Annotated in this window: 21 protein-coding genes and 1 riboswitch; of the genes, 10 read left to right on the top strand and 11 right to left on the bottom strand. The window is 43.8% G+C overall.

Going from position 1 to position 20,873, the window contains the following annotated elements:
- Positions 1–57: 57 nt before the first annotated feature.
- Genes BAU14_RS06850 through BAU14_RS06840 form a run of 3 tightly spaced genes read right to left on the bottom strand, consistent with a single transcriptional unit; the run spans position 58 to position 1,903 of the window.
- Entirely contained in the window at positions 58–567 is a 510-nt protein-coding gene (locus BAU14_RS06850) for a cyclophilin-like fold protein (RefSeq protein ID WP_161899349.1), read from the bottom strand.
- A 15-nt stretch (positions 568–582) separates the two neighbouring features.
- Positions 583–1,323: an SDR family oxidoreductase gene (locus BAU14_RS06845; RefSeq protein ID WP_161899348.1), complete on the bottom strand. Its 741-nt coding sequence runs from the start codon at positions 1,321–1,323 to the stop codon at positions 583–585.
- Positions 1,307–1,903 carry a DapH/DapD/GlmU-related protein gene (locus BAU14_RS06840; RefSeq protein WP_161899347.1) on the bottom strand — a complete coding sequence of 199 codons (597 nt, stop codon included), beginning with the start codon at positions 1,901–1,903 and terminating at the stop codon, positions 1,307–1,309. Before BAU14_RS06840 ends, BAU14_RS06845 begins: the two co-directional genes overlap by 17 nt.
- A 112-nt stretch (positions 1,904–2,015) precedes the next feature.
- Between BAU14_RS06840 and BAU14_RS06835 the strand changes: the two genes are divergently transcribed.
- The gene (locus BAU14_RS06835) at positions 2,016–2,900 is read left to right on the top strand and encodes a LysR family transcriptional regulator (RefSeq protein WP_161899346.1); all 885 of its coding nucleotides are present in this window, start codon (positions 2,016–2,018) and stop codon (positions 2,898–2,900) included.
- Positions 2,901–3,072: 172 nt separating this feature from the next.
- On the opposite strand, the gene BAU14_RS06830 is transcribed toward BAU14_RS06835, so the two are convergent.
- Both BAU14_RS06830 and BAU14_RS06825 read right to left on the bottom strand, forming a co-directional pair.
- Positions 3,073–6,834 (bottom strand): FtsX-like permease family protein, encoded by a 3,762-nt coding sequence (locus BAU14_RS06830; RefSeq protein ID WP_161899345.1) that lies wholly within the window; start codon positions 6,832–6,834, stop codon positions 3,073–3,075.
- A 10-nt stretch (positions 6,835–6,844) separates the two neighbouring features.
- Positions 6,845–7,546, bottom strand: coding sequence for an ABC transporter ATP-binding protein (locus BAU14_RS06825; protein WP_161899344.1), 702 nt, complete (start codon positions 7,544–7,546; stop codon positions 6,845–6,847).
- Positions 7,547–7,667: 121 nt separating this feature from the next.
- On the opposite strand from BAU14_RS06825, the gene BAU14_RS06820 reads away from it, so the two are divergent.
- The gene (locus BAU14_RS06820; RefSeq protein ID WP_161899343.1) at positions 7,668–8,261 is read left to right on the top strand and encodes a TetR/AcrR family transcriptional regulator; all 594 of its coding nucleotides are present in this window, start codon (positions 7,668–7,670) and stop codon (positions 8,259–8,261) included.
- A gap of 273 nt (positions 8,262–8,534) precedes the next feature.
- Here the strand turns inward: BAU14_RS06820 and BAU14_RS06815 are convergent, their stop codons facing one another.
- From BAU14_RS06815 to thiD, 4 genes are all read right to left on the bottom strand, one after another.
- Positions 8,535–8,798 carry a type B 50S ribosomal protein L31 gene (locus tag BAU14_RS06815; protein ID WP_161899342.1) on the bottom strand — a complete coding sequence of 88 codons (264 nt, stop codon included), beginning with the start codon at positions 8,796–8,798 and terminating at the stop codon, positions 8,535–8,537.
- Between the two features lie 101 nt (positions 8,799–8,899).
- Positions 8,900–10,195 carry a transcription termination factor Rho gene (rho, locus tag BAU14_RS06810; RefSeq protein ID WP_161899341.1) on the bottom strand — a complete coding sequence of 432 codons (1,296 nt, stop codon included), beginning with the start codon at positions 10,193–10,195 and terminating at the stop codon, positions 8,900–8,902.
- 39 nt (positions 10,196–10,234) lie between these two features.
- Complete coding sequence (locus BAU14_RS06805) at positions 10,235–11,506, bottom strand: UDP-N-acetylglucosamine 1-carboxyvinyltransferase (RefSeq protein WP_161899340.1); 1,272 nt, start codon at positions 11,504–11,506, stop codon at positions 10,235–10,237.
- Positions 11,507–11,789: 283 nt separating this feature from the next.
- A complete protein-coding gene (gene thiD, locus BAU14_RS06800; RefSeq protein WP_161899867.1) occupies positions 11,790–12,581 on the bottom strand; it encodes a bifunctional hydroxymethylpyrimidine kinase/phosphomethylpyrimidine kinase in 792 nt (263 codons plus the stop codon).
- Between the two features lie 156 nt (positions 12,582–12,737).
- A riboswitch (TPP riboswitch) is annotated at positions 12,738–12,836 on the bottom strand.
- Positions 12,837–13,030: 194 nt separating this feature from the next.
- Here thiD and BAU14_RS06795 point away from each other — a divergent pair.
- On the top strand, positions 13,031–13,408 hold the full coding sequence (locus BAU14_RS06795) for a YxeA family protein (protein ID WP_161899339.1): 378 nt from the start codon (positions 13,031–13,033) through the stop codon (positions 13,406–13,408).
- Between the two features lie 159 nt (positions 13,409–13,567).
- Here BAU14_RS06795 and BAU14_RS06790 read toward each other — a convergent pair whose 3' ends face one another.
- Positions 13,568–14,437, bottom strand: a complete 870-nt coding sequence (locus tag BAU14_RS06790; RefSeq protein ID WP_161899338.1) for a class II fructose-bisphosphate aldolase — start codon at positions 14,435–14,437, stop codon at positions 13,568–13,570.
- Between the two features lie 375 nt (positions 14,438–14,812).
- On the opposite strand from BAU14_RS06790, the gene folB reads away from it, so the two are divergent.
- The 7 genes from folB to BAU14_RS06755 all read left to right on the top strand — a co-directional run bounded on the left by folB (position 14,813) and on the right by BAU14_RS06755 (position 19,175).
- Positions 14,813–15,181, top strand: coding sequence for a dihydroneopterin aldolase (folB, locus tag BAU14_RS06785; protein ID WP_161899337.1), 369 nt, complete (start codon positions 14,813–14,815; stop codon positions 15,179–15,181).
- A complete protein-coding gene (gene folK / locus BAU14_RS06780; protein WP_161899336.1) occupies positions 15,178–15,663 on the top strand; it encodes a 2-amino-4-hydroxy-6-hydroxymethyldihydropteridine diphosphokinase in 486 nt (161 codons plus the stop codon). Before folB ends, folK begins: the two co-directional genes overlap by 4 nt.
- A gap of 2 nt (positions 15,664–15,665) precedes the next feature.
- Entirely contained in the window at positions 15,666–16,223 is a 558-nt protein-coding gene (gene folE, locus BAU14_RS06775; RefSeq protein WP_420022081.1) for a GTP cyclohydrolase I FolE, read from the top strand.
- 39 nt (positions 16,224–16,262) lie between these two features.
- Entirely contained in the window at positions 16,263–16,862 is a 600-nt protein-coding gene (locus BAU14_RS06770; RefSeq protein ID WP_161899334.1) for a non-canonical purine NTP pyrophosphatase, read from the top strand.
- Positions 16,855–17,661, top strand: coding sequence for a dihydropteroate synthase (gene folP, locus BAU14_RS06765; protein ID WP_161899333.1), 807 nt, complete (start codon positions 16,855–16,857; stop codon positions 17,659–17,661). Before BAU14_RS06770 ends, folP begins: the two co-directional genes overlap by 8 nt.
- Entirely contained in the window at positions 17,654–18,310 is a 657-nt protein-coding gene (locus tag BAU14_RS06760) for a hypothetical protein (RefSeq protein ID WP_161899332.1), read from the top strand. Before folP ends, BAU14_RS06760 begins: the two co-directional genes overlap by 8 nt.
- Before the next feature lie 85 nt (positions 18,311–18,395).
- Positions 18,396–19,175: a nucleoside phosphorylase gene (locus BAU14_RS06755; protein WP_161899331.1), complete on the top strand. Its 780-nt coding sequence runs from the start codon at positions 18,396–18,398 to the stop codon at positions 19,173–19,175.
- Positions 19,176–19,258: 83 nt separating this feature from the next.
- On the opposite strand, the gene BAU14_RS06750 is transcribed toward BAU14_RS06755, so the two are convergent.
- On the bottom strand, positions 19,259–20,869 hold the full coding sequence (locus tag BAU14_RS06750; RefSeq protein WP_161899330.1) for a CTP synthase: 1,611 nt from the start codon (positions 20,867–20,869) through the stop codon (positions 19,259–19,261).
- Positions 20,870–20,873: the final 4 nt, after the last annotated feature.

The following is a 20,873-nucleotide window of genomic DNA, read 5'->3' as shown; positions in this document are numbered from 1 at the left end:
AGCTCGCATCTTTCTTTATGAAAAATTCTCTCTAGCAGTTTTCCAACGTTCTGGATCTTAATTATTGATTTCCACAGCAAGTGGGCCATTTCTAGAAAGCTTTGCTAACTCAACGGGATTCACAACCTTTCCCAGTCGAGTATAGGAATAGAAAGTCTCAAATTTTTTATAAAAAATTACCAGCGTATCACGGCCGTATAGCATCACATCGCCAGCTTGAATCTGGCCAACACTTATTGGCTCTTCAGGTAGCGCTTGCGAAAGCACATAATACTTCTCCTGCTGGTTCAAATCATGCATTATAAATGATTTTGGTAATAGTTGCACCAATTGCGCGGCTGCAGGGGTTTCCGCTAGGCAGATTTCAAATTTTTCATCTTCAATCCACAGGGTTAGACTCGCCTGTTTATCACCCCCAGAAGTCAGAGTATTTTCATTTTCTGAGGAAATATAAGGCGGCGTTCTGTCCATATCATCCACATTTACCTGTTCCTTTGCTACACTGCAACAACCACTCAATCCCATGCAAGATAAAAAAAGATAGGCTTTGTTTACTCGTTTCGTCATTTTCACTATCCTCAGCTAGATCAATTGTTTTGCTGGCCGGATAAGCACTTCACTGACAGTAACATGGGCCGGCTGTTCAATCGCATATAAAACGGCTCGAGCTACGTCTTGTGGAAGCAAACTATTTCCTGGTTGACTAGCGGTTTGCCGCAAGGAGGCTTCTAATACAGGATTTCCTACTGTTTTGAACAATTCAGATGCAACCATGCCCGGGGAAATGATTGTTGCGCGAATGCCATTTTCTAGCTCCTCTTGTCTTAACCCCTCCATAATTGCTCTCACCGCATATTTCGTTCCATTATAAACAGCTGATCCTGGATAAACGACATGCCCAGCTATCGAATCTGTCGTAATGATCAAACCAGCCTGCTGCTTTTGCATGATTGGCAAAACGGCTCCGATTCCGTTTAAGACACCCATGATATTGACCGCTAGCATCTGCTCCCATTGTTCATATTCTAGTTTTGCTAAATTACCTTGGGGCATGATCCCAGCATTATTAAAGATGACATCAATTTTGCCAAATTTTTCCATCGCTAAGTCAATAACTTGTTGTACCTGTTCTCTTTTTGTAACATCCGCAGTTTTATAATAGACATTTCTCCCTAACGTTGTTGCCAAGTTTTTCAGTCGATCTTCTCGCCGAGCAGCGATTACTAACTGCGCACCTTTTTCAGCTAATATTTTTGCAGTAGCTTCCCCAATACCAGAAGAAGCACCAAGAATTACAATTACTGTATCATTTAAAGTCTTCATTTTTTTCCTCCTCATCGCTTATTAGCTGCTTGATTACTCTGGCTGGTGTTCCTGCGGCAATGACCCCCTCAGGAATATCTGTGGTTACAGTTGAATCGGCAGCAATTACACTGTCTTTTCCGATGGTGACCCCTGGTAAGATCGTAACATTTGCACCAATCCATGCATTTTTCTTAATTGTGATTGGCTTGGTCAGCAAACCTCTGCGCTTTTGCGGATCCAATAGGTGATTTACTGTAATCAGCCGGCTCATTGGTCCAATCAACACATCCTCTTCAATCACAATCCCTCCTAGATCTACAAAGGTAACATTTTGATTGATGAAAACATTCTTGCCCAGCATAATGTGAGCACCAAAGTCAGTGTAAAAAGGTAGCGACACTGTCACAGTGGAATCCAGTTTTTTCCCTGTGATAGCTTCGAAATATTGTAACGTCTCTACCGCATCATGGTAGCCGGTATTCATTTCTGCAATTACGCCTTCGTTTTGATGCTTTATTCGATGGATCTCCTTAAATAATTCTGAATCAGCCAAAATTTCTTTATTGCTTATTTGTTCGAGTAAGCTCGCTTCAGTCATCTATTTGCCTCCTTGTTGGTTTGTCAGTTTAAGTATAATCAGGTACACTAATAATGAATAATACTTATAGAACATACCTAAATATAACTTTTTATTATAGAAGGAGCTGCCAATGGATTTACGTGTTTTAAATTATTTCATGACTGTTGCACGAGAAAAGACAATCAGTCGAGCCGCAGAGACTTTATACCTCTCACAACCTGCTCTTTCCAAGCAATTAAAAGAATTGGAGGCAGAACTTGGCGTACAACTTTTTATCCGGGGCAACCGTGAAATCACTTTGACCGAAGAAGGAACTTACTTAGTGAATCGTGGAAAAGAGATCCTCTCACTGGTAGAAACCACCACTGCCAACCTGAAAAAAAATGATATCATCGGTGGTGATATCACAATCGGTGGTGGAGAAACTCAAGCGTTTCAATTTATTTCTCGTATTTTAAATGTTTTATTAGAACAATACCCTGAGATCAACGTCCATCTTTACAGTGGAAATGCCGATGACATCAAAGAAAAAATTGATAAGGGCCTGTTGGATTTTGGGTTAGTCATTGATCCTGTTGAAAAGCAAAAATATGATTATCTGCCTTTGCCACTTTCTGATCGCTGGGGTATTTTGATTAACGATGGTCACCCGTTAGCCTGCAAAACGCAAATTACTTCGGCAGATTTGGTTGATCAACCACTCTTAATTTCCAGTCAGTCTCTAGTGGACAATCAGCTAGCTGACTGGTTAGGTGGAAACCTAAGCAACTATAACGTTGTTGGAACTTATAATCTGCTTTACAACGCTTCAGTCTTAGTAAAATACGGCCAAGCTATCGCGCTTTGTATTGATGGGATCATCAACACTAAAAACCTCGGTTTGACATTTATTCCCTTTGCCCCTCCTCTGACGGCCAACACCAGTGTCATTTGGAAGAAAAATGGAACTTTTTCAAATGTAGCCAGACTCTTCTTTAACGAACTGGTCCACAGCGCCTCGCAGGAAAATCGCTAAACATCAGAAGTCCCTTTGCAAAAATACCGACTCTCTAAGTAACTGCTCGTGCAAAAAGAGGTTCCCTCGAAATTGAGAGAACCTCTTTTTACTTTTCTGTAAAGCGCTAATTGACTGTCAGACTGAAGGCTTTCCCAGTATCCAAATCAGTGGGCCTCTCGTCGTAAGAAAATCAATCCACGGACTTCAATGCTTCCAACATATCCACGTTTTTCAAGCGATAGTTGACAACAAAGCCTAAAATTGCAGTCACCAATGCAATAATTATCGCTGGAATCACAAAGCTTGTTGTACCTAAAGCCGGATTAAACATGACATCATCTGGCGGCACAACCGTAATGATATAACGATGGAGTACTTCACCAATCCCAAATCCTGCTAGTACCCCGAGAATCGTTAAGAGAATCGTCTCTCGGTAAATATACATCGTCACTTCCCCATCGTAAAATCCAAGAACTTTGATCGTAGAAAGCTCACGAATTCGCTCGGAGACATTGATATTGGTCAAATTATACAGGATAACAATACCCAATAGAGCGGCAATCACAATCAAGACTTTCATGATTTTGTTTAATGAATTCACGATAGTATGCACTTGATTGATCATTGTCGTATTTTGGACGACGCCTTTTACACCGGCAAGATTCATGAATTTCGCCGCTTGTTTTTCTGTATTGCCAAGGGAGTTATTTTCTAAATTCACTAAATAGGCATTCGTTTGATAATCCGTTTCAAAAATACGGGCATAGCTTGTCTTGCTGGCAAAGATAAAATGTCCCATATACATCTCAGCAATCCCGCTAATCTTCAGCTTGCGGCTAATATTCTCGCCATCCTGCAGAGTAATTGTGTCTCCTATTTGCACGTTCAATAATTTTGCCAATCGTTCTGAGACAACCACACCATCATCTGGGAGTGTCAGGTTTGCCCCACTTTTGCGATTATCTAAAGACACATAATTTGGCAGTTTTTTCGTATCACTTGGAACAATTAGCTTAATCTCTTGGGCATCTTTGTTAGCTCCTGCTATTTTTGTCATGGATTCAAAGTGAATTCCCAAAGATTCCTTCACTTCAGTTTCTTTTAATTGATCTTCTACCTCGGTCTTTTGTTTAGTCAGCAGGTGATCGGTTTCAGCGATGATCATATCGTAGTGAATAATTTCACCGAATTGTCGTTCACTGATTCCACCAATGGAATGTTGCACGCTAAAGCCGGCGAATAGCAATGCCACGGCTCCGGCTACCCCAAAAATCGTCATCAGCATGCGCTTTTTGTAACGAAAAATATTTCGAGCAGTTACTTTGTGAGTGAAGCTCATTTTTTTCCATATAAACGGCATTCTTTCCAATAAAATCTTGGAGCCGGCTGCCGGTGGTTTAGGCAATAGCAATGTGGCCGGCTGCTCCTTCAACTCACTTGCTGCGACTAACCAGGCGGGACCAACAGAACTGATGACCGCCAATAATATAGCAACCAGAGAAATTCCCGGATTGAAATGCAGTTCAATAGTTTGGAACACAAATCCATCGTGATAAGCATTATACACAATAAGAGGTAATAGCGTATGCCCCAGAATAATCCCGATGATTGTTCCTAGTAAGCTTGATACTAATCCATAAAAAGTGAATTTCTTCAAAACATCTTTATTGGAATAACCCAGTGCTTTCAGTGTTCCTGAGTTGATTCGCTCTTCATCAACAAAACGCGCCATCGTTGTCGAGGTGACTAATGCCGCAACAAAATACAAGAAAATCGGGAACACATTGGCTAAAGCATCGACAATTTCTGAGATGGTACTATACATTTTGTACCCCTCGCTACCGGGAATTTCACGGCGACTATCCAAACTGTAAACTGGCGCCTTCAACTTGTCTAGTGTCTCTTGCGCGTCGTTTAGTTTTTCCTCGGCCTCTTCGATTCCTTTTTTGGCATCTGGTTCTTTCTCAGCAAACGCTTTTTGCTTTTCCGCCAATTCATCTTTTGCTTCTGACAAATCCGTTTCCTTGTCTGCCAGTTCTGACTTGGCAGCTGCTAATTTGTCTTTATTTGCTTGGTATTCCGCTGATTTCGTATCTAGCGTCTCCACTCCTTGGGTCCATTGGGCTAAGCCCGCATAATAGGCCGCTTGATTTTGGTTATAGCTGGCCAAGCCGCTATTGTACTGGGCAAGAGCTGCTTGATACTCCTGTTCTTTTTCAGCCAACACTTGTTGATTTGCAGCAATCGTTTCTTTGGCTGCTGCTAATTGCTGCTCGCCGTTAATTATCTGAGCCTCTCCTGCGGTCAGCTGTTGTTGTCCTGTCCTGATTTTTTCAGCTGCTTGGTCCAACGCTTTCTTTTGAGCTGCCAATTCTTTTTTCGCCGTCTCCAGCTTCGTTTTACCAGGAGTGTAAGTATTCGTTTTAAAGGCATCATATTCTGCTTGAGTAGCCGTTTGCTTTATTGTCAAAGCAGCTAATTGCTTTTGAACTTCCGCTTTTTTCTGGTTTAGGGTTTGCTGTTGGGCTGCTAATTGCTGTTTTTGGTCCTCTGGTAAATCCGGCTGTGCCAGAGCTTTTTCAATATCTGCTAATTGTTGCTGGATTTGGCTGAGTCCGGCATTGACCTGATCGATACCAGTGGATAATTGTTGCAAGCCAGATTCATACTTATCCTTTCCGGCCTCTAATTGTTGCTCATTTTTTTCAATTTCTTTTTCTGTCGCATCATATTTGCTCTTTCCAGCACTATACGTTACTTGTGAAGTGTCAAGTTGGGCCTTTTTATCCGCGTATTCTTGTTTTGCTGCGGTTAGCTCGGCTTCTTTTTGAGTAATTTGCCTTTGCCCGGAATCCAGTTGGCTTTTGCCATCTGCAATTGCATTTGCGGCTTCAGATAATTGGACCGCCCCAACATCTAATGAACTTTTAGCCCTGGCTAACTGACTGTTTCCTACTTGTAGTTGTGTCCATTTTTCGTCTAGCGTTGTTTTGCCTGACGACAAGGCTTCTTTTGCACTGGCTAATTGCGTTTCCCCTTGACTTATGGCGTCCTGCGCCTGCTGAATCTGTTCTTGACCAGCTTTCATTTTCAACTCACCAGCAGTCAATTGTTTTTTAGCATCTGCTAATTGTTTTTTTGCATCATTGATTTTCTTTTGTCCAGCGTCAATTTGTTGTTGATACTCGTTTTGAATAGCTGCCAACCGAATTTCGGGTTGGTTTTCTAACAATTTACTTAATGCCTCTTTATGGGCTTGAATCTTATTCGTGTAGTTATCCGAATACGGATCCACAGCAACTGTATCTTTAAAACTCATCCTGGCAAGCATGTAGTATGGAGAATCAAATGTCTCTTTCGTAACAACACCATACCCTTTTAATTCACCACTACCAGCTGTGGACTGGCCCATATTAACGTTGGAGAGAATTTCTCCTGAATAGACGAAGCCCACAATCTTAAAATTATTCGTTTTTAAGATTTTCGTCCCCGTAGCATCCGCTTTTTCAGCCACTTTAAAGGTGTCACCAATCTGGTACTTTTCATTATGAATATTGTCTAAGGCAATTTCATTGGCATTCTCCGGCAGCCGGCCCTTCACCAAGTGATAGCCAGATAAGTCTTTTCCCATTGAATACAGACGAATACTTTCATCGCTGCCTTTTATAACCACGTCTTTTAAGTAGCCGTATTCAATATGCTGAGTCCCTTTGGTTTTATTGAGAGTCTTTACGTCAAAATCATCCAAGCCAAGCGGACTGATTACAGTGATATCGGCACTATCTAATCTATTCACATAATTTTCGCCGGTTGCCCGCATGTCGGGTCCGGTCACTTTTAATCCGACCAATGCAAAGGAACCTAACAACATCAGTCCAACTATCGAAAAGAATCGTCCTTTAGACTTTGAAATAGATTTGAAAACGTCCTTCCAAAGCATTTTCTTCTTCATTTTGTATCACCTACCATTCGATGTCTGCGATTGCCGTTGGATTTGGGTTTAGATCGACACTTTGAACCTTGGCATCTCGCATGCGAATTACCCGGTCCGCAATCGGTGCAATTGCTGCATTATGGGTTACGATGATCACCGTCGCCCCCTGCACCCGGCTCATGTCTTGTAGGATTTGCAGCACCTGTTTCCCAGTCTCATAATCCAATGCACCAGTTGGCTCATCACACAATAGAATTTTAGGATTTTTAGCCACTGCTCGAGCAATCGAAACACGCTGCTGCTCCCCACCTGAAAGTTGCGCAGGAAAGTTATTGATCCGATCAGCTAAACCGACATTCTTCAAAGTCGCCACCGGATCGGCCGCCCCTTCAACAATTTCAGAGGCCAACTCTACATTTTCTTTAGCCGTCAAATTGGGAACTAAATTGTAAAATTGAAAGACAAAGCCTACATCCTCGCGACGATAACGGGTCAACTGTTTTGCGTTATAACCTGAAATATCCTTGCCGTCAATGAGAATTTGGCCCTCGTCATTGGTATCCATGCCACCTAAAATGTTCAGCATCGTTGATTTTCCTGCACCTGATGCCCCTAAAATGATCGCTAGTTCACCTTTTTCAACTTCAAAGCTGACATTATTATTTGCAGCAATAATCGTGTCACCCATCTGGTATCTTTTCCAACTATTTTTTACCTCGATGTAACTCATTTGACTCACTCCTTGTAATTAAAACACCGTGTTGATTTAACGATGGACTCAGTATAGAATGAGTAATAGAAATTGGCAATTGACACTACTAAGCGAAGTGTTCATTTAAGGAGTGACTACGTTGAAAAAACGTCAAACATCAACAAAAAATGATATTCGGAAAACCTTTATCGATTTATTAAACACGAAAGGATTTGATAATCTAACCGTCAGCGACATTGCCCGTGGTTCTGAGATTAATCGGGGAACATTTTATCTTCATTATGTAGATAAGTATGACTTATTAGAAAAATTGGAAATGGAAATTATCTATGATTTAAAACAAATTATGTTGTCAGATGATGCATCCACTCCAACCATGCATGGCCAAACCATTGATTTAGTCCCTTATGATCGGATTGTAACTGCCATGCATTATATAAAAGATGACTTCCCCTTTGTCGCGGCACTGGCGAGTAAAGGCGGTGATCCTAACTTTCCCACCCTTATCAAAGAAGTGATGGAAGAAATGATTCATGCCCAACTTGAAACCACAAATCAACTGCTGTTTCCCAAAAAAGAAATCCCGGAAGACTATGCCATGGAAATTCTTTTATCCAGCATCATCGCCATTATTATGGTTTGGATTCGCAAAGGCGCCACGGAAACACCAGAGCAAATAGCCGCTATGATCGATCTCGCAAAAAGAATCGCCCCTTATGAACTTTTGCTGTGAGGAGACTGTATTAAACCATATTTTAGCTGGAGTAAGAGCCAAAAGAACGGAATTTCTTTTGGCTCTTTGCCTTACAAAATAAATGGTTAAAGCCGTACCTTCAGTTTAATCTGAACTTTCTAAGTTGATCCGTTGCCCCCACGACAGGCGAGAAGTAGTCTACTTATGGAAGGGTTAACTATTGAGATCAATAGGTAGACAAAAAAGAGGCTCTTCCGGGTAAAGGAAGAACCTCTGAACTGTTGACACAACAGTATTCTAAGCAAGTTAGAATTATTCCGCAGCGTTGGCGTCCTTGAGACCGTATTTCTTGTTGAAACGGTCCACGCGTCCGTCTGCTTGGGTGAATTTTTGACGGCCAGTGTAGAATGGATGAGAGTCGGAAGTAACTTCGACACGGATCAACGGATAAGTGTTGCCGTCTTCCCATTCAACAGTTTCTTGTGAAGATTTAGTAGAACCTGACAAGAATTTAAAACCTGTTGTTGAGTCCATAAATACAACTGGATGGTAATCCGGATGGATATCTTTTTTCATAGTCGTTTTCGCTCCTTTGCCCTGGTCCATCTGCTGCACCAGAGTTCATTTTGTCTGATTTACAACATGAACATCTTACCATGATTCAAAATCAGATGCAATTATCTTTTTTGATTCCGGCTATTATTTTTATGACCGAAAGAAACTTCGGAAAATGCTTCAAAGAGCGCTTGATTGTTCTTGGTTTTCTTCAGAAGTTGGCGGAACTGTTCCGTATATTCCAAGGCATCACCGATCATATTGTTGCGCAGCTTCCAGGTTTCATCCAACTGAGCTGCCGTCATCAGCAATTCTTCTTTGCGGGTACCAGAACGCTTGATGTCGATGGCTGGGAAGATGCGACGCTCCGAGAGTTCCCGAGATAAGTGGAGTTCCATGTTACCGGTTCCCTTGAATTCCTCGTAGATCACGTCATCCATGCGGCTGCCGGTATCCACTAAGGCAGTGGCTAAGATGGTGAGGCTGCCGCCTTCTTCAATATTACGGGCGGCACCGAAAAATTTCTTTGGCTTGTATAATGCCGCCGGGTCAATCCCGCCGCTTAGTGTCCGACCGCTGGGAGGAACAACCAGATTGTAAGCGCGAGCCAATCGAGTGATACTGTCCATCAGAATGACAACGTCCCGCTTGTCTTCAACCAGACGCATGGCTCGCTCTAAGACCAGCTCAGAAACCCGCGTGTGGTTTTGCGGCTGCAAGTCAAATGTCGAAGATACCACATCTCCTTTGACACTGCGTTCCAAATCGGTGACTTCCTCTGGTCGTTCGTCGATGAGAAGTACGATTAATTCTACTTCGGGATAATTATCGGTAATCCCGTTGGCAATTTCTTTTAAGATACTGGTTTTTCCGGCTTTTGGTGGGGCGACGATCAAGCCTCGTTGACCAAAGCCCACTGGTGCGAAAATATCAATCATGCGGGTAGCCAGACGTCCCGAAGTGGTTTCTAATTGTAGTTGTCTTTGCGGATATAAGGGAGTGAGTGCCGGAAAATGAGGACGCTGTTTAGCTTCTTCAGGATCTTTGCCGTTGACAGACTCTACGTGCATCAATCCATAATAACGCTCGGATTCCTTAGGTGGCCGGGCTTTTCCGGCTACCTTGTCTCCATTGCGAAGACCAAAACGTCGAATTTGCGAAGAAGAAATATAGATATCTTCAGCACTGGGGCCATAGTTGATTGGCCGTAAAAAGCCATAACCTTCTTGCCCAATGATATCTAAGATTCCTTCCATGTAGTAAAAGCCCTGTTTCTCAGCCTGTGCGCGGATAACTGCCAGGGACAATTCCTTTTTATTCATCTGACTGTAATAAGGAATCTTGAATTGCTTTGCGTAGTTGTAAATTTCCTTTAAGGTTTTGTTTTCCAACTCCGCCATTGTCAAATAATCAGCCATGGGCCACCTCGTCTTTTTTTGTCAGCTCTTCACCGTAAATCATTGGCATTCATCTACCTCGATCATTTCGATGTCTGCACCCAATGCTGTGAGTTTTTCGACGATATGGTCGTAGCCCCGCAGGATAAATTCTACATTTGTGATAGTCGTTTCACCATCCGCCATGAGCCCGGCGATTACCAAACAGGCTCCTGCCCGCAAATCGCTAGCCACGACTTCGGCTCCGTGGAGTTTTGTTGGACCATTGATAATCATCATGTTGCCTTCGATTTGTCCGTCTGCCCCCATGCGATTCAGTTCCGGAATATGGTTGATTCGTTTAGAATAAATCGTATCGATAACTTCTGAGGTACCACCGGCTTTGATTAAAAGTGGCGTGATGGGCTGTTGCAAATCGGTAGCAAATCCCGGATAAGGATAGGTTTTTACCACAACTGGTTTCAAATCCGTGGCTGTTCCAACTTCAATGGTATCTTCGGAAATCGACATCGGCACCCCTAACTCTTCCAGTTTGGCAATGTAGCTTTCCAAATGCTCATAAATGACGTTGTTTACTTTGATTCCTTCACCTACCGCAGCGGCTAAAGCCAGATAGGTACCGGCTTCGATGCGATCGGGAATAATCGCATGTCGACAGCCATGAAGTGCTTTTACGCCTTCAATTCTAATTTCATTGGTACCGGCACCGCGAATCTTCGCCCCCATGTTGTTTAAAAGGGTCGCTACGTCGATAATTTCTGGCTCCCGGGCAGCATTTTCGATAATCGTTCGGCCTTCTGCTTTGACCGCTGCCAGCATGATATTGATGGTGGCGCCGATGGATACCATATCCAAAAAGATTCGTTCTCCATGAAGGGTTTTATCCTGCGTTCGCAGATACATTGCCCCGTGCTCGTTGGTCACTTGTGCACCGAGAGTTTCAAAGCCTTTAATATGCAAGTCGATAGGACGAGGACCTAAATAGCAGCCCCCCGGCAGACCGACAACTGCTTCACCGAATTTCCCCAGCAATGCTCCCATAAAGTAATAAGACGCCCGCAAGCTGTTGATCTTACCACTCGGCATTGGGATTGACACGATGTCGGTGGGATCAATCATCAAGGTGTTGTCAGAAAAGTTTGTGCGCACTCCCATGATTTCCAGAATCTCAATTAAAGAATGGACGTCTTGAATATCCGGTACGCCTTCTAAAGTCACCGGCGAATCTGCCAAAATCGCAGCTGGGATCAGTGCCACGGCGCTGTTTTTTGCACCGCTGATGGTGACTTCGCCCTTCAATGGACGGCCACCGCGAATTTTTATTTTTTTCATCTATCGTCACCTTATATCACGTTTTTTATTGGTATGTATTGACTACATTCACTTTCGATTTTAACACAGGCACTGTCATTTCTAAACAGTAAATCCCCTTGCTTACTGCCGCAGCTCCTTCAAAAATTCACGAGCTAACTGCTTGTGGTGATCCTAAATGATAGCTCTTTTTTTATTTAAATAATAGCTGGTTTCCTCATAGCTAAGTCTTTAGTACTCGCTAGCGGTCTTCGTTTCTAGCAAAACACCCGCCGAAAATCGACGGGTGTTAACTGAACTCGGTTTATTCTGCTGCAAAAAATTTCCAAAAGTGATTGGTAGGGCCATGTCCTTTTCCTAATGGCAATGAATAGCGGATTGCCTGTGTGATGTAGTCTTTTCCACTAGCTACGGCTTCTTTTATCTCCGCTCCCAACGCCAACTGGGCACAGATTGCTGAAGACAAGGTACACCCGGTACCATGAGTATTTTTCGTGTCGATCCGAGGAGAATTGAAACTATAGTAGCTTTTCCCGTCAAATAAAATATCGGTGGCATCCCCTGCTGCATGCCCCCCTTTTACTAAAACCGCGGCACCGGTGCGTTGCTGAATCACAGCGGCGGCTTCTTTCATCTGTTCCAGTGATTCGATCTTCATCCCGGCAATATACTCAGCTTCCGGGATATTTGGCGTGATCAACGTCGCCAAGGGCAGCACTTTTTCAATCAAGGTCTCGATGGCAGACAGAGCCATCAATGGCGCACCATTTTTCGCATACATTACCGGGTCCAATACAATATTTTGTGGCTGCCATTTTTCTAGGCTTTCTGCGACGGCTTTCATCGTCTCCACTCCTGACAGCATGCCGATTTTGACGGCATCAGGAAAAATATCTTCACAGACGGCATCGATTTGCTGCTGAATGACTTCGGGAGTGATATCTTGTACGCTGATTACCCGCACCGTATTTTCTGCGACAACTGAGGTAATAGCAGACATCCCGAAAACACCGTGAGCCGAAAAAGTCTTCAAGTCCGCTTGGATCCCTGCACCGCCGCTGCAATCAGAGCCGGCGATGGTCAATGCTGTTTTCATCATTTGCTTGTTCTCCTTTGGGTTTAGGCTGATTTTCACTGTTTTGGTAAATAAGCTGACGATTTTCTGACAATCACCTTGCAAAAAAGAAAGACACCTTCCCGCAATAGGAAGGTGTCTGAATCCGCTGGGTCGGTAGCCGCTGAAAGCTACAAGACTGCGCTCGACGTTGCTCCCTACGCTGGTGTTAGCCAACAGGTTCAAAGGGTCAGGTTTTACCTTCTCAACGCCAAATGCGTCCCCCTGCAAACAGTGATTTGATTGCATCATAGCGCATCGAATCGCTATTGACAAGTTTATTCTTTTACCTAAGAGAGATAAAATGACGAAAGTGTAAGAGTAAACTGGTTCTCAAGGCCGATATCACACGATTTTCTCCTTGATAAGATAAGAACATCAAGTTGAGCTGCCCCTGGGCAAGCAACAAACAAACCAAAGGAGAATTAACTATGAAAAAATTGTTCATTACACTACTCGCAGGCGGCACATTAATTGGCGGTGCACTACTGGTGATTCCTCAGCTTACCAAGAACAGTGGTGGGGAAATCGCTGGCATCATTGACCGTTTCAATCCCCTGGTAGCAGAAGGTGAAGTCTATGTCAAAACCAAAAAAGCCGATGAAGTCAACGGCTACGGCACCGCTACTTATCGGCAAACTGCAGTGGACAAAGACGGTCAAACCAGAACCATCGAATTTTCCGGTATGAGCGAGCTAAAAGTGGGTCATTACCTGAAGTTGAAAAATAAAGGAGCTTACGTGGAGACTTATGAAGAGGTCTTTGAAGATGAAATCCCAGCGGCCGCCTTGGCGGTATTGAAGAAATAATCTTTTCCCCCCTCTGAGCTGATAGTAACAACCCACAGGCCACAATTTGTAAGAAGGCTTCCCGCTTGTTGGCCGTAGCAGCCGAAATGACTTTCTCAGAAAATAGAAAAAATCCCTGCCTCTATCAGAAGCAGGGATTTTTATCATGCAAATGTTAGATTATGCTTTGTTAGCTGAACCGAACCAGTCGATGTGTTCTTCAGCGTCTTTAATGATGGCAGCTTTACCAGGTGCCAACAATTTACGAGGGTCAAAGCCTTTACCTTCGCGGTCTTTGCCAGCTTCGATGTATTCACGAGTTGCTTTAGCAAATGACAATTGGAATTCAGTGTTTACGTTGACTTTAGAGATACCCATAGAGATTGCTTTTTGGATTTGTTCTTGAGGGATACCTGAGCCGCCGTGCAATACCAATGGTACTTCATGGCCAACAGCGTCAGCGATTTCTTGCAAGTGGTCAAATGCCAAACCTTGCCAGTTTTCAGGGTAAACACCGTGGATGTTACCGATACCACAAGCCAAAGAGTCAATCCCTGTAGCTACCATTTGTTTACATTCTTCAATGTCAGCCAATTCGCCAGCACCGATGATTCCGTCTTCTTCACCGCCGATAGAACCAACTTCACATTCTACTGCGATACCTTTTGCATGTGCTGCTGCAACAACTTCGCGAGCTTTTGCCAAGTTTTCTTCAAAAGGCAGATGAGAGCCGTCGAACATAACTGAAGTGTAGCCAACTTCGATACATTCCATAGCTGCATCGTAGTCACCATGGTCCAAATGGATAGCAACTGGAACTGTGATATTCATGGATTCAACCAAGTTTTCAATCATATTTTTGATAACTTTGTAGCCGCCCATGTATTTAGCAGCACCCATAGATGTTTGGATCAGAACTGGCGCTTTTTTAGCTTCTGCAGCTTCCAAAATAGCTTGTGTCCATTCCAAGTTGTTTGTGTTGTAACCGCCGATTGCATAGCCGCCTTTACGAGCTGCTTTCAGAAATTCTGCTGATGATACTACTGGCATGATAAAATTCCTCCTAAAATTGAGTACTTTATTTGTTAAGCCTTGACTTAACCAACGCTTATATTTTAGCAAACTTATCCGCTAAGCGCTAGTGTTACCGACTTTTTCTTAGCTGATTTACAATAAAATAGCGAAATTTTCCGGCTTTTTTCAGAAAACTAATGATTGTTAAAACAAAGAAAGCGGTCTGCCTGATAGAAAAAATAACTAAAGCAACTGTTTAAGCCCCGTAAATCTTTAAAAAAGCCGGAAACAGTCGACTTGCGGCTGCTTCTTGGTATAATAAGCCCAATGATAGTTTGCGGCCAATGGTCTAATGCAACACTTGGCTATTTGTGTCGCTTTCTATCCAAACTGTGATTGGAGGTTGTTTTGGTGGATTTGATCAAAATCAACAATCTGAAATTTTATACGAAAAATGGGGTCCTGCCTGAAGAGCGGGTTTTGGGCCAACAACTAGAAGTCGATATCGAATTACGCCTTGATTTAGCCAAAGCCGGTAAAAGCGATGACGTTGCTGATACGGTGAGTTATGCGGAGGTAAATGAAAAAATCAGCCAAACGATTACTACTCGCTCCTTCAACTTGATTGAGGCTGTCGCTTCTGCTCTTTTAGATGACATCGAAGCCGATTTTTCTCAGCAGTTGGCTAGTGCCTTGGTACGGGTGCGTAAATACGGGGTACCAATGCCCGGCACCTTTGACAATGTTGAGGTGCAGCTGGAAAGAAGGTTCCCCAAATGATTGGCTATTTGGCTCTGGGCTCCAATATGGGTGATTCCTTGAAAAACCTAACTGCCGCCCGCGACCGATTGGATCAATTAGAGGGAGTCACTGTTTTACAGTCCTCCAAGCTATACGAAACTGATCCCTATGGTCCAGTGGCTCAAGATGATTTTTTAAATGCGGTGCTTCAAATCGAGTGCCAGCTCCCTGCGGAAATGCTATTAGCAGAGATTCATCGTATCGAAGCCGCACTGGGGCGCACTCGAGAAATTCACTGGGGGCCTCGTACGGTAGATATTGATATTCTTTTACTGGGAGACCTTGCGATGGATACACCACAATTGACGATTCCTCACAAAGAGCTGACCAAGCGTTCTTTTGTGTTGGTTCCCCTACAAGATGTCTACCCCGATGAAAATTTACTGGGGCGCCCGCTAACCGAGTGGATCACCGCTTCCGGAAATCGCTCAGAAGTACGAAAAAGTGAAAAGGTGTGGTAAGGATGGAAGAACAAGCAATTATTGAAAAAGCCGTCACGGAAATACTGACAGCTGTCGGAGAAGATCCCCAACGGTCCGGTTTAAAAGAAACTCCGGCACGAGTTGCTCGCATGTATGCAGAAGTGTTCAGTGGACTAAACAATGAGTTTGACGACTATAAATTATTTGACTCTGAAAGTGCTGGCGAAATGGTCGTAGTTAAGGATATTCTCTTTTATTCGATGTGTGAGCATCACCTACTACCCTTTTTTGGCCACGTCCACATCGCCTATATTCCATCAGAAAATAAAGTGATTGGTCTTTCAAAACTGCCGCGCTTGGTGGAACATTGCGCCCGCCGTCCGTCTGTTCAAGAAAACCTGACCAAGATGATTGGTCAGGAATTGGAAGCCCATATCCCGGTCAAAGGAGTAGCTGTCGCTATCGAAGCCGAGCACATGTGTATGGCGATGCGGGGCGTTCGCAGTCCCCAATCTAAAACGAAAACCTTCTATTATTCCGGTTGCTTCAATGAAGACCGTGAACAAAAAGATGATTTTCTATTGGCAATTCGTTCATAAGTAATCCCACGAAATTATTTCTGGAGGTGAACTCATTCAATGGAGCTGATTGTTGCAACACATAATTTGGGAAAGCTCGAGGAAATGCGCAGAGGATTAAGAGACGCGGACCCGACGGTTCGGTTGCGACCGGTGACTGATTTTCTTTCCTCTTTACCGGATGCTCCCGCAGAAAATGGCTCGACGTATCTGGAAAACGCTCTGATTAAGGCTGCCTTTTATGCTGATTTACTAGGCCGACCAGTCATTGCGGACGATGGCGGTCTTGAGCTGACAGCTTTTCCCAACTTGTTGGGCCTTCACACCAGTCGTTTTTTTAAAGGCGAAAGTGACCGGGCCAAAAACCAAGAAATCCTTTCGTTGTTTGAAAATACTGCTGCATCACGAAAAGCCCATTTGCATGCCTGCCTCGTCTATTATCGCTCCTCCGAGGATTTTCTGACAGCAGAGGGCACCTTGACAGGGGAAATTGTTCCTGAAAAAGGCGAGATGGGCTACGGCTTCGATCGAATCTTTTGGTTGCCAACTGAAAAAAAGACGCTGGCACAGTTGCCTCAGTCACAACGAGATGGCTACAGTCCACGGGTACAAGCACTGCTGGCACTTATTGAACAACTACGAGGTGAAGAACATGTTTGATTTTACAAAAAAATATCAAGTGATGGGCATCTTAAACGTCACACCAGATTCTTTTTCTGATGGTGGTGAACATTTTGATACCCACGAGGCGCTACTTCATGCACAACAACTAATCGCTGACGGCGCCGCCATTTTGGATATCGGTGGCCAGTCCACTCGACCAGGTTATGTGGAAGTGTCACCGGCAGAAGAAATCGCTCGTATCGTACCAGTGATTCGAGAATTGAAGAAAACCACCTCTGTTCCCCTATCAGTAGATACTTATTTTCCAGAAGTTGCAGAAGCCGCTATTGCTGCCGGCTGTGACATCATCAATGATATCCGCGGACTGGACACGCCGGGAATGCTAGCCGTCTTAGCCAAAGCGCCCCATATCGGGATTATCATCATGCATTCTCGTCCTCGACGCAAGGAATTGACTGTTGCCCAGGACATCCAATCTTTCTATCTGGAAAAATACGAAGCTTGTCTAGCCAGTGGTATCGATCCGCAGCGACTGTGTTTTGATCCTGGTGTTGGTTTTGGTAAAACGCCCGCAGAAAATGTCACGATTATCCGTGAGCCGGAAAAGTTTCGTTTTCGCGATTTTCCAGTCCTTTACGGGGTTTCTCGCAAACGAACTATCGAACATCTGACAGACGAGCCGGATCCCCGAAAAAGAGATTATGGTACTATCGCAGCTTCTTTGTTTGCCTGTGATAGAGATAATGTCGAGATTCTGCGAGTGCACAATGTCAAAGGAATGGTAGATGGGCTAAAGGTCTGGTCGCGTTTGAAAAATGACGATGCCCATGTCTAATTTCCAAAAAGCTGGTTATGTCGCAGGAAATGCTGGTAAAAACCTGTTGCGCACCCCAGGGGTCTGGTCCAGTGGCATGCTGATTTTTTTACTTGGAATAATTACCTACTGTGGAGTAAATGGCTTTTATTTGCTTGAGCATTGGTACCAAGAAATCGTCACAACTGCTGCTGAAAATAATGAGACAACTGGCTCATTGATACAGATGATCCAGACACCACTACTTCCCATCCGACTATTCCAAGGGCTAGCGATGCTTGTCATCTTGTGCGCCGGTGTTCTTCTAATCGCTTATTGTCACCGAATCTTCCGACTGTTTGCTATGACCCAAAGAGCAGATTTCAAAATCATGAGTTTAATTGGCGAACGTACCGAAATTATCAGTATTGAGTTCGCCTTGCAGAGTATTTATTTTATCGGTTGTCTACTAGTCGGCAGTAGTATAGGAAGTCACTTACTCTATTGGTTTGTATTAGCTCCTGAAGTTTGTCGAACGGTTTTTATTACCTTTCCGGCAATGGTGTGGCAGCTGTTCGCTTGGCACTTTGCCTTCTTTTTATTGGCGGCAGGCTATCTTTTTTTCCGTTTATTTTTATATGTTAGGCGCTATTTATGGTCCTGGTTTGATAATTTATTGTCAGAGTCTTAGACAGCTGCTTAATAGAAAATAACGATTTTTTACTGTTTATCTAACGTTTTAGGCTGCTGATCCCGATTTTAGAAAGGAGTCTGCCATGTTATTAGAAGAATTCGATCCAAATCCAAAGGCTATCATCAATCCAGATGATTCCGATGTTGTACTACTGGATTATCGATTACCGCTCCCGACAACAATTCTTTGTCCTTTCTCTGGAGAAATCATCACTCATCTACTCCAGAGAAAGCAAATTCGTCCGATTGGCTATACAAAAAGTATCAATGGAAAATCACCAATTTATTTATTGTCTCGCCCAGCCGGTCCTGATGTACTTGTCATGCTGGCAAAAGTAGGCAGCCCCGCCTGCATCGGGACGTTGGAAGACCTGGCTCCTTTAGGAATCACAAATTTCATTATTTTCGGCAGTTGCGGTGTGTTAAAGGCAGAACAGGCTTCCGATCAAATTAACCTCCCTACGGCAGCTTTGCGAGACGAGGGAATGAGTTACCATTATGCTCCGCCAGCTGATGTCATCAAAGCGGATCCTAATGCCATTCACTTGATGGAAAAAGTTTTGCAACGTCATGAGATTCGCTATGAGAAAGGACTTACTTGGACAACAGATGCTTTTTTTCGGGAAACGCCAAAAAAATTAGCGCATCGCAAAGAACAAGGTGCCGTTTTCGTTGATATGGAGGCAGCAGCAACCTTTGCCTGGTCTCAATTTCGTGGTCATCGTCTGCTCCATTTTTTCTATTCTGCCGATCATATCCATATGAAAGGTTGGGATCGTCGGAAAAATCAACGCAGGCGCCACGTTGGCGACTATTTCGATGTGGCCTTACTATTTGCTGATGAATTATCAAAGACAAAATAAGAGAAACGGCGACTATTGCTGCGGTCGCCGTTTCTCTTTTAATCTGCTTTCGCTTATCAAACCAGCAAAAGGATGCTAATTGTTTATTTGCTTTCTTTGTCTGCCAACGCCGCGCCGACAAAGGCTTTGATTAAGCGTTGTGGGCGGTTGGGACGAGAGATTAATTCTGGGTGGAATTGGCAACCGACAAAGAATTTTTTGTCCGTCAATTCAACGATTTCTACCAGACGGTTATCAGGAGAAACACCTGAGAATGTCATGCCGTTGTCTTCGAAGATTTCACGGTAACGATTGTTGAATTCATAACGGTGACGGTGGCGCTCTTGGACAACATCCTCGCCATCATAAGCCGTCGCTGTCTGTGTACCTTTTTTCAGCTTGCATGGGTACAGTCCCAAGCGCAAGGTACCACCAAGATTTTCGATATTTTCTTGATCCGCCATCAAGTCGATGATGTTGTTGGCTGTGTTCGGATCTGTTTCTGCTGAAGCAGCATCTTCTAAGCCGACAACGTTACGGGCAAATTCAACACAGGCCATTTGCATACCCAGACAGATTCCCAAGAAAGGTACGTCGTTTTCACGAGCATAGCGAATCGCTTCGATCTTACCTTCTACCCCGCGATCGCCAAAGCCACCGGGAACCAAGATACCATCTGCGTCTTTCAATAATTCATCGACATTTTCACGAGTCACGTCTTGAGCCTTGATCCAGTCGATGCAGATGTCAGAATCAAAAGCAAAGCCGGAGTGTTTCAATGATTCCACCACAGAGATATATGCATCCGGCAGTTCCACATATTTACCTACCAATGCAATGCGAACAGTTTTCTTCAAATTCAATACCTTTTCTTCCAGTGCCCGCCATTCAGTCATGTCCGCAACTGGTGCATCAATTTTCAAATGGTCACAAACGATTTGGTCCATTTTCTGAGCTTGCAGTGCCAAAGGAATCGAGTACAGTGTTTCTACGTCGCGGGATTCAATAACCGCTTCTGGTGCCACATCACAAAATTGTGCCAATTTATTTTTCGTGCCTTGTTCTACTGGCAATTCTGTCCGAACCACCAAGATGTTTGGCTGAATTCCCAAGCCCCGCAGTTCTTTGACGCTGTGCTGTGTTGGCTTGGTCTTCATTTCACCAGCAGCCTTCAAATAAGGAATCAGTGTTGTGTGAATGTACATCACATTGTCAGCACCGACATCTGCTTTCATCTGACGCAAGGCTTCCAAAAACGGCAGTGATTCGATATCGCCAACAGTTCCGCCAACCTCAGTGATAATAATATCGGAGTCAGTCAACTTGGCTGCCCGCATGATTTTTTCTTTGATTTCATTGGTGATATGAGGAATAACTTGAACGGTCGCTCCCAAGTATTCTCCTTTACGCTCTTTACGCAGGACTTCAGAGTAGATCTTACCGGTAGTCACGTTGGAATACTTGTTCAAATTGATGTCGATGAACCGTTCATAATGCCCCAGGTCCAAGTCAGTTTCAGCGCCGTCGTCAGTCACGAAGACTTCTCCGTGCTGATAAGGACTCATCGTACCTGGATCGACGTTGATATAAGGATCGAATTTCTGGATGGTCACTTTCAATCCGCGGTTTTTCAAGAGTCGCCCCAAAGATGCTGCTACGATTCCTTTACCAATGGAGGATACCACGCCGCCTGTTACAAAGATGTATTTCGTCATTAAA

Source organism: Candidatus Enterococcus leclercqii (assembly GCF_009933135.1).
In the GTDB taxonomy this organism is placed as follows: Bacteria; Bacillota; Bacilli; order Lactobacillales; family Enterococcaceae; genus Enterococcus_C; species Enterococcus_C leclercqii.
Note: the sequence above shows the minus strand (reverse complement) of the source record. Positions and strands in the feature narration are given on the sequence as shown.

What these genes read in the sequence shown, in the direction of transcription:
- BAU14_RS06850 (WP_161899349.1), bottom strand. Translation starts at nt 567, where the DNA reads ATGACGAAACGAGTAAACAAAGCCTATCTTTTTTTATCTTGCATGGGA.
- BAU14_RS06845 (WP_161899348.1), bottom strand. Translation starts at nt 1,323, where the DNA reads ATGAAGACTTTAAATGATACAGTAATTGTAATTCTTGGTGCTTCTTCT.
- BAU14_RS06840 (WP_161899347.1), bottom strand. Translation starts at nt 1,903, where the DNA reads ATGACTGAAGCGAGCTTACTCGAACAAATAAGCAATAAAGAAATTTTG.
- BAU14_RS06835 (WP_161899346.1), top strand. Translation starts at nt 2,016, where the DNA reads ATGGATTTACGTGTTTTAAATTATTTCATGACTGTTGCACGAGAAAAG.
- BAU14_RS06830 (WP_161899345.1), bottom strand. Translation starts at nt 6,834, where the DNA reads ATGAAGAAGAAAATGCTTTGGAAGGACGTTTTCAAATCTATTTCAAAG.
- BAU14_RS06825 (WP_161899344.1), bottom strand. Translation starts at nt 7,546, where the DNA reads ATGAGTTACATCGAGGTAAAAAATAGTTGGAAAAGATACCAGATGGGT.
- BAU14_RS06815 (WP_161899342.1), bottom strand. Translation starts at nt 8,798, where the DNA reads ATGAAAAAAGATATCCATCCGGATTACCATCCAGTTGTATTTATGGAC.
- rho (WP_161899341.1), bottom strand. Translation starts at nt 10,195, where the DNA reads ATGGCTGATTATTTGACAATGGCGGAGTTGGAAAACAAAACCTTAAAG.
- BAU14_RS06805 (WP_161899340.1), bottom strand. Translation starts at nt 11,506, where the DNA reads ATGAAAAAAATAAAAATTCGCGGTGGCCGTCCATTGAAGGGCGAAGTC.
- thiD (WP_161899867.1), bottom strand. Translation starts at nt 12,581, where the DNA reads ATGAAAACAGCATTGACCATCGCCGGCTCTGATTGCAGCGGCGGTGCA.
- BAU14_RS06795 (WP_161899339.1), top strand. Translation starts at nt 13,031, where the DNA reads ATGAAAAAATTGTTCATTACACTACTCGCAGGCGGCACATTAATTGGC.
- BAU14_RS06790 (WP_161899338.1), bottom strand. Translation starts at nt 14,437, where the DNA reads ATGCCAGTAGTATCATCAGCAGAATTTCTGAAAGCAGCTCGTAAAGGC.
- folK (WP_161899336.1), top strand. Translation starts at nt 15,178, where the DNA reads ATGATTGGCTATTTGGCTCTGGGCTCCAATATGGGTGATTCCTTGAAA.
- folE (WP_420022081.1), top strand. Translation starts at nt 15,666, where the DNA reads ATGGAAGAACAAGCAATTATTGAAAAAGCCGTCACGGAAATACTGACA.
- BAU14_RS06770 (WP_161899334.1), top strand. Translation starts at nt 16,263, where the DNA reads ATGGAGCTGATTGTTGCAACACATAATTTGGGAAAGCTCGAGGAAATG.
- folP (WP_161899333.1), top strand. Translation starts at nt 16,855, where the DNA reads ATGTTTGATTTTACAAAAAAATATCAAGTGATGGGCATCTTAAACGTC.
- BAU14_RS06760 (WP_161899332.1), top strand. Translation starts at nt 17,654, where the DNA reads ATGTCTAATTTCCAAAAAGCTGGTTATGTCGCAGGAAATGCTGGTAAA.
- BAU14_RS06755 (WP_161899331.1), top strand. Translation starts at nt 18,396, where the DNA reads ATGTTATTAGAAGAATTCGATCCAAATCCAAAGGCTATCATCAATCCA.
- BAU14_RS06750 (WP_161899330.1), bottom strand. Translation starts at nt 20,869, where the DNA reads ATGACGAAATACATCTTTGTAACAGGCGGCGTGGTATCCTCCATTGGT.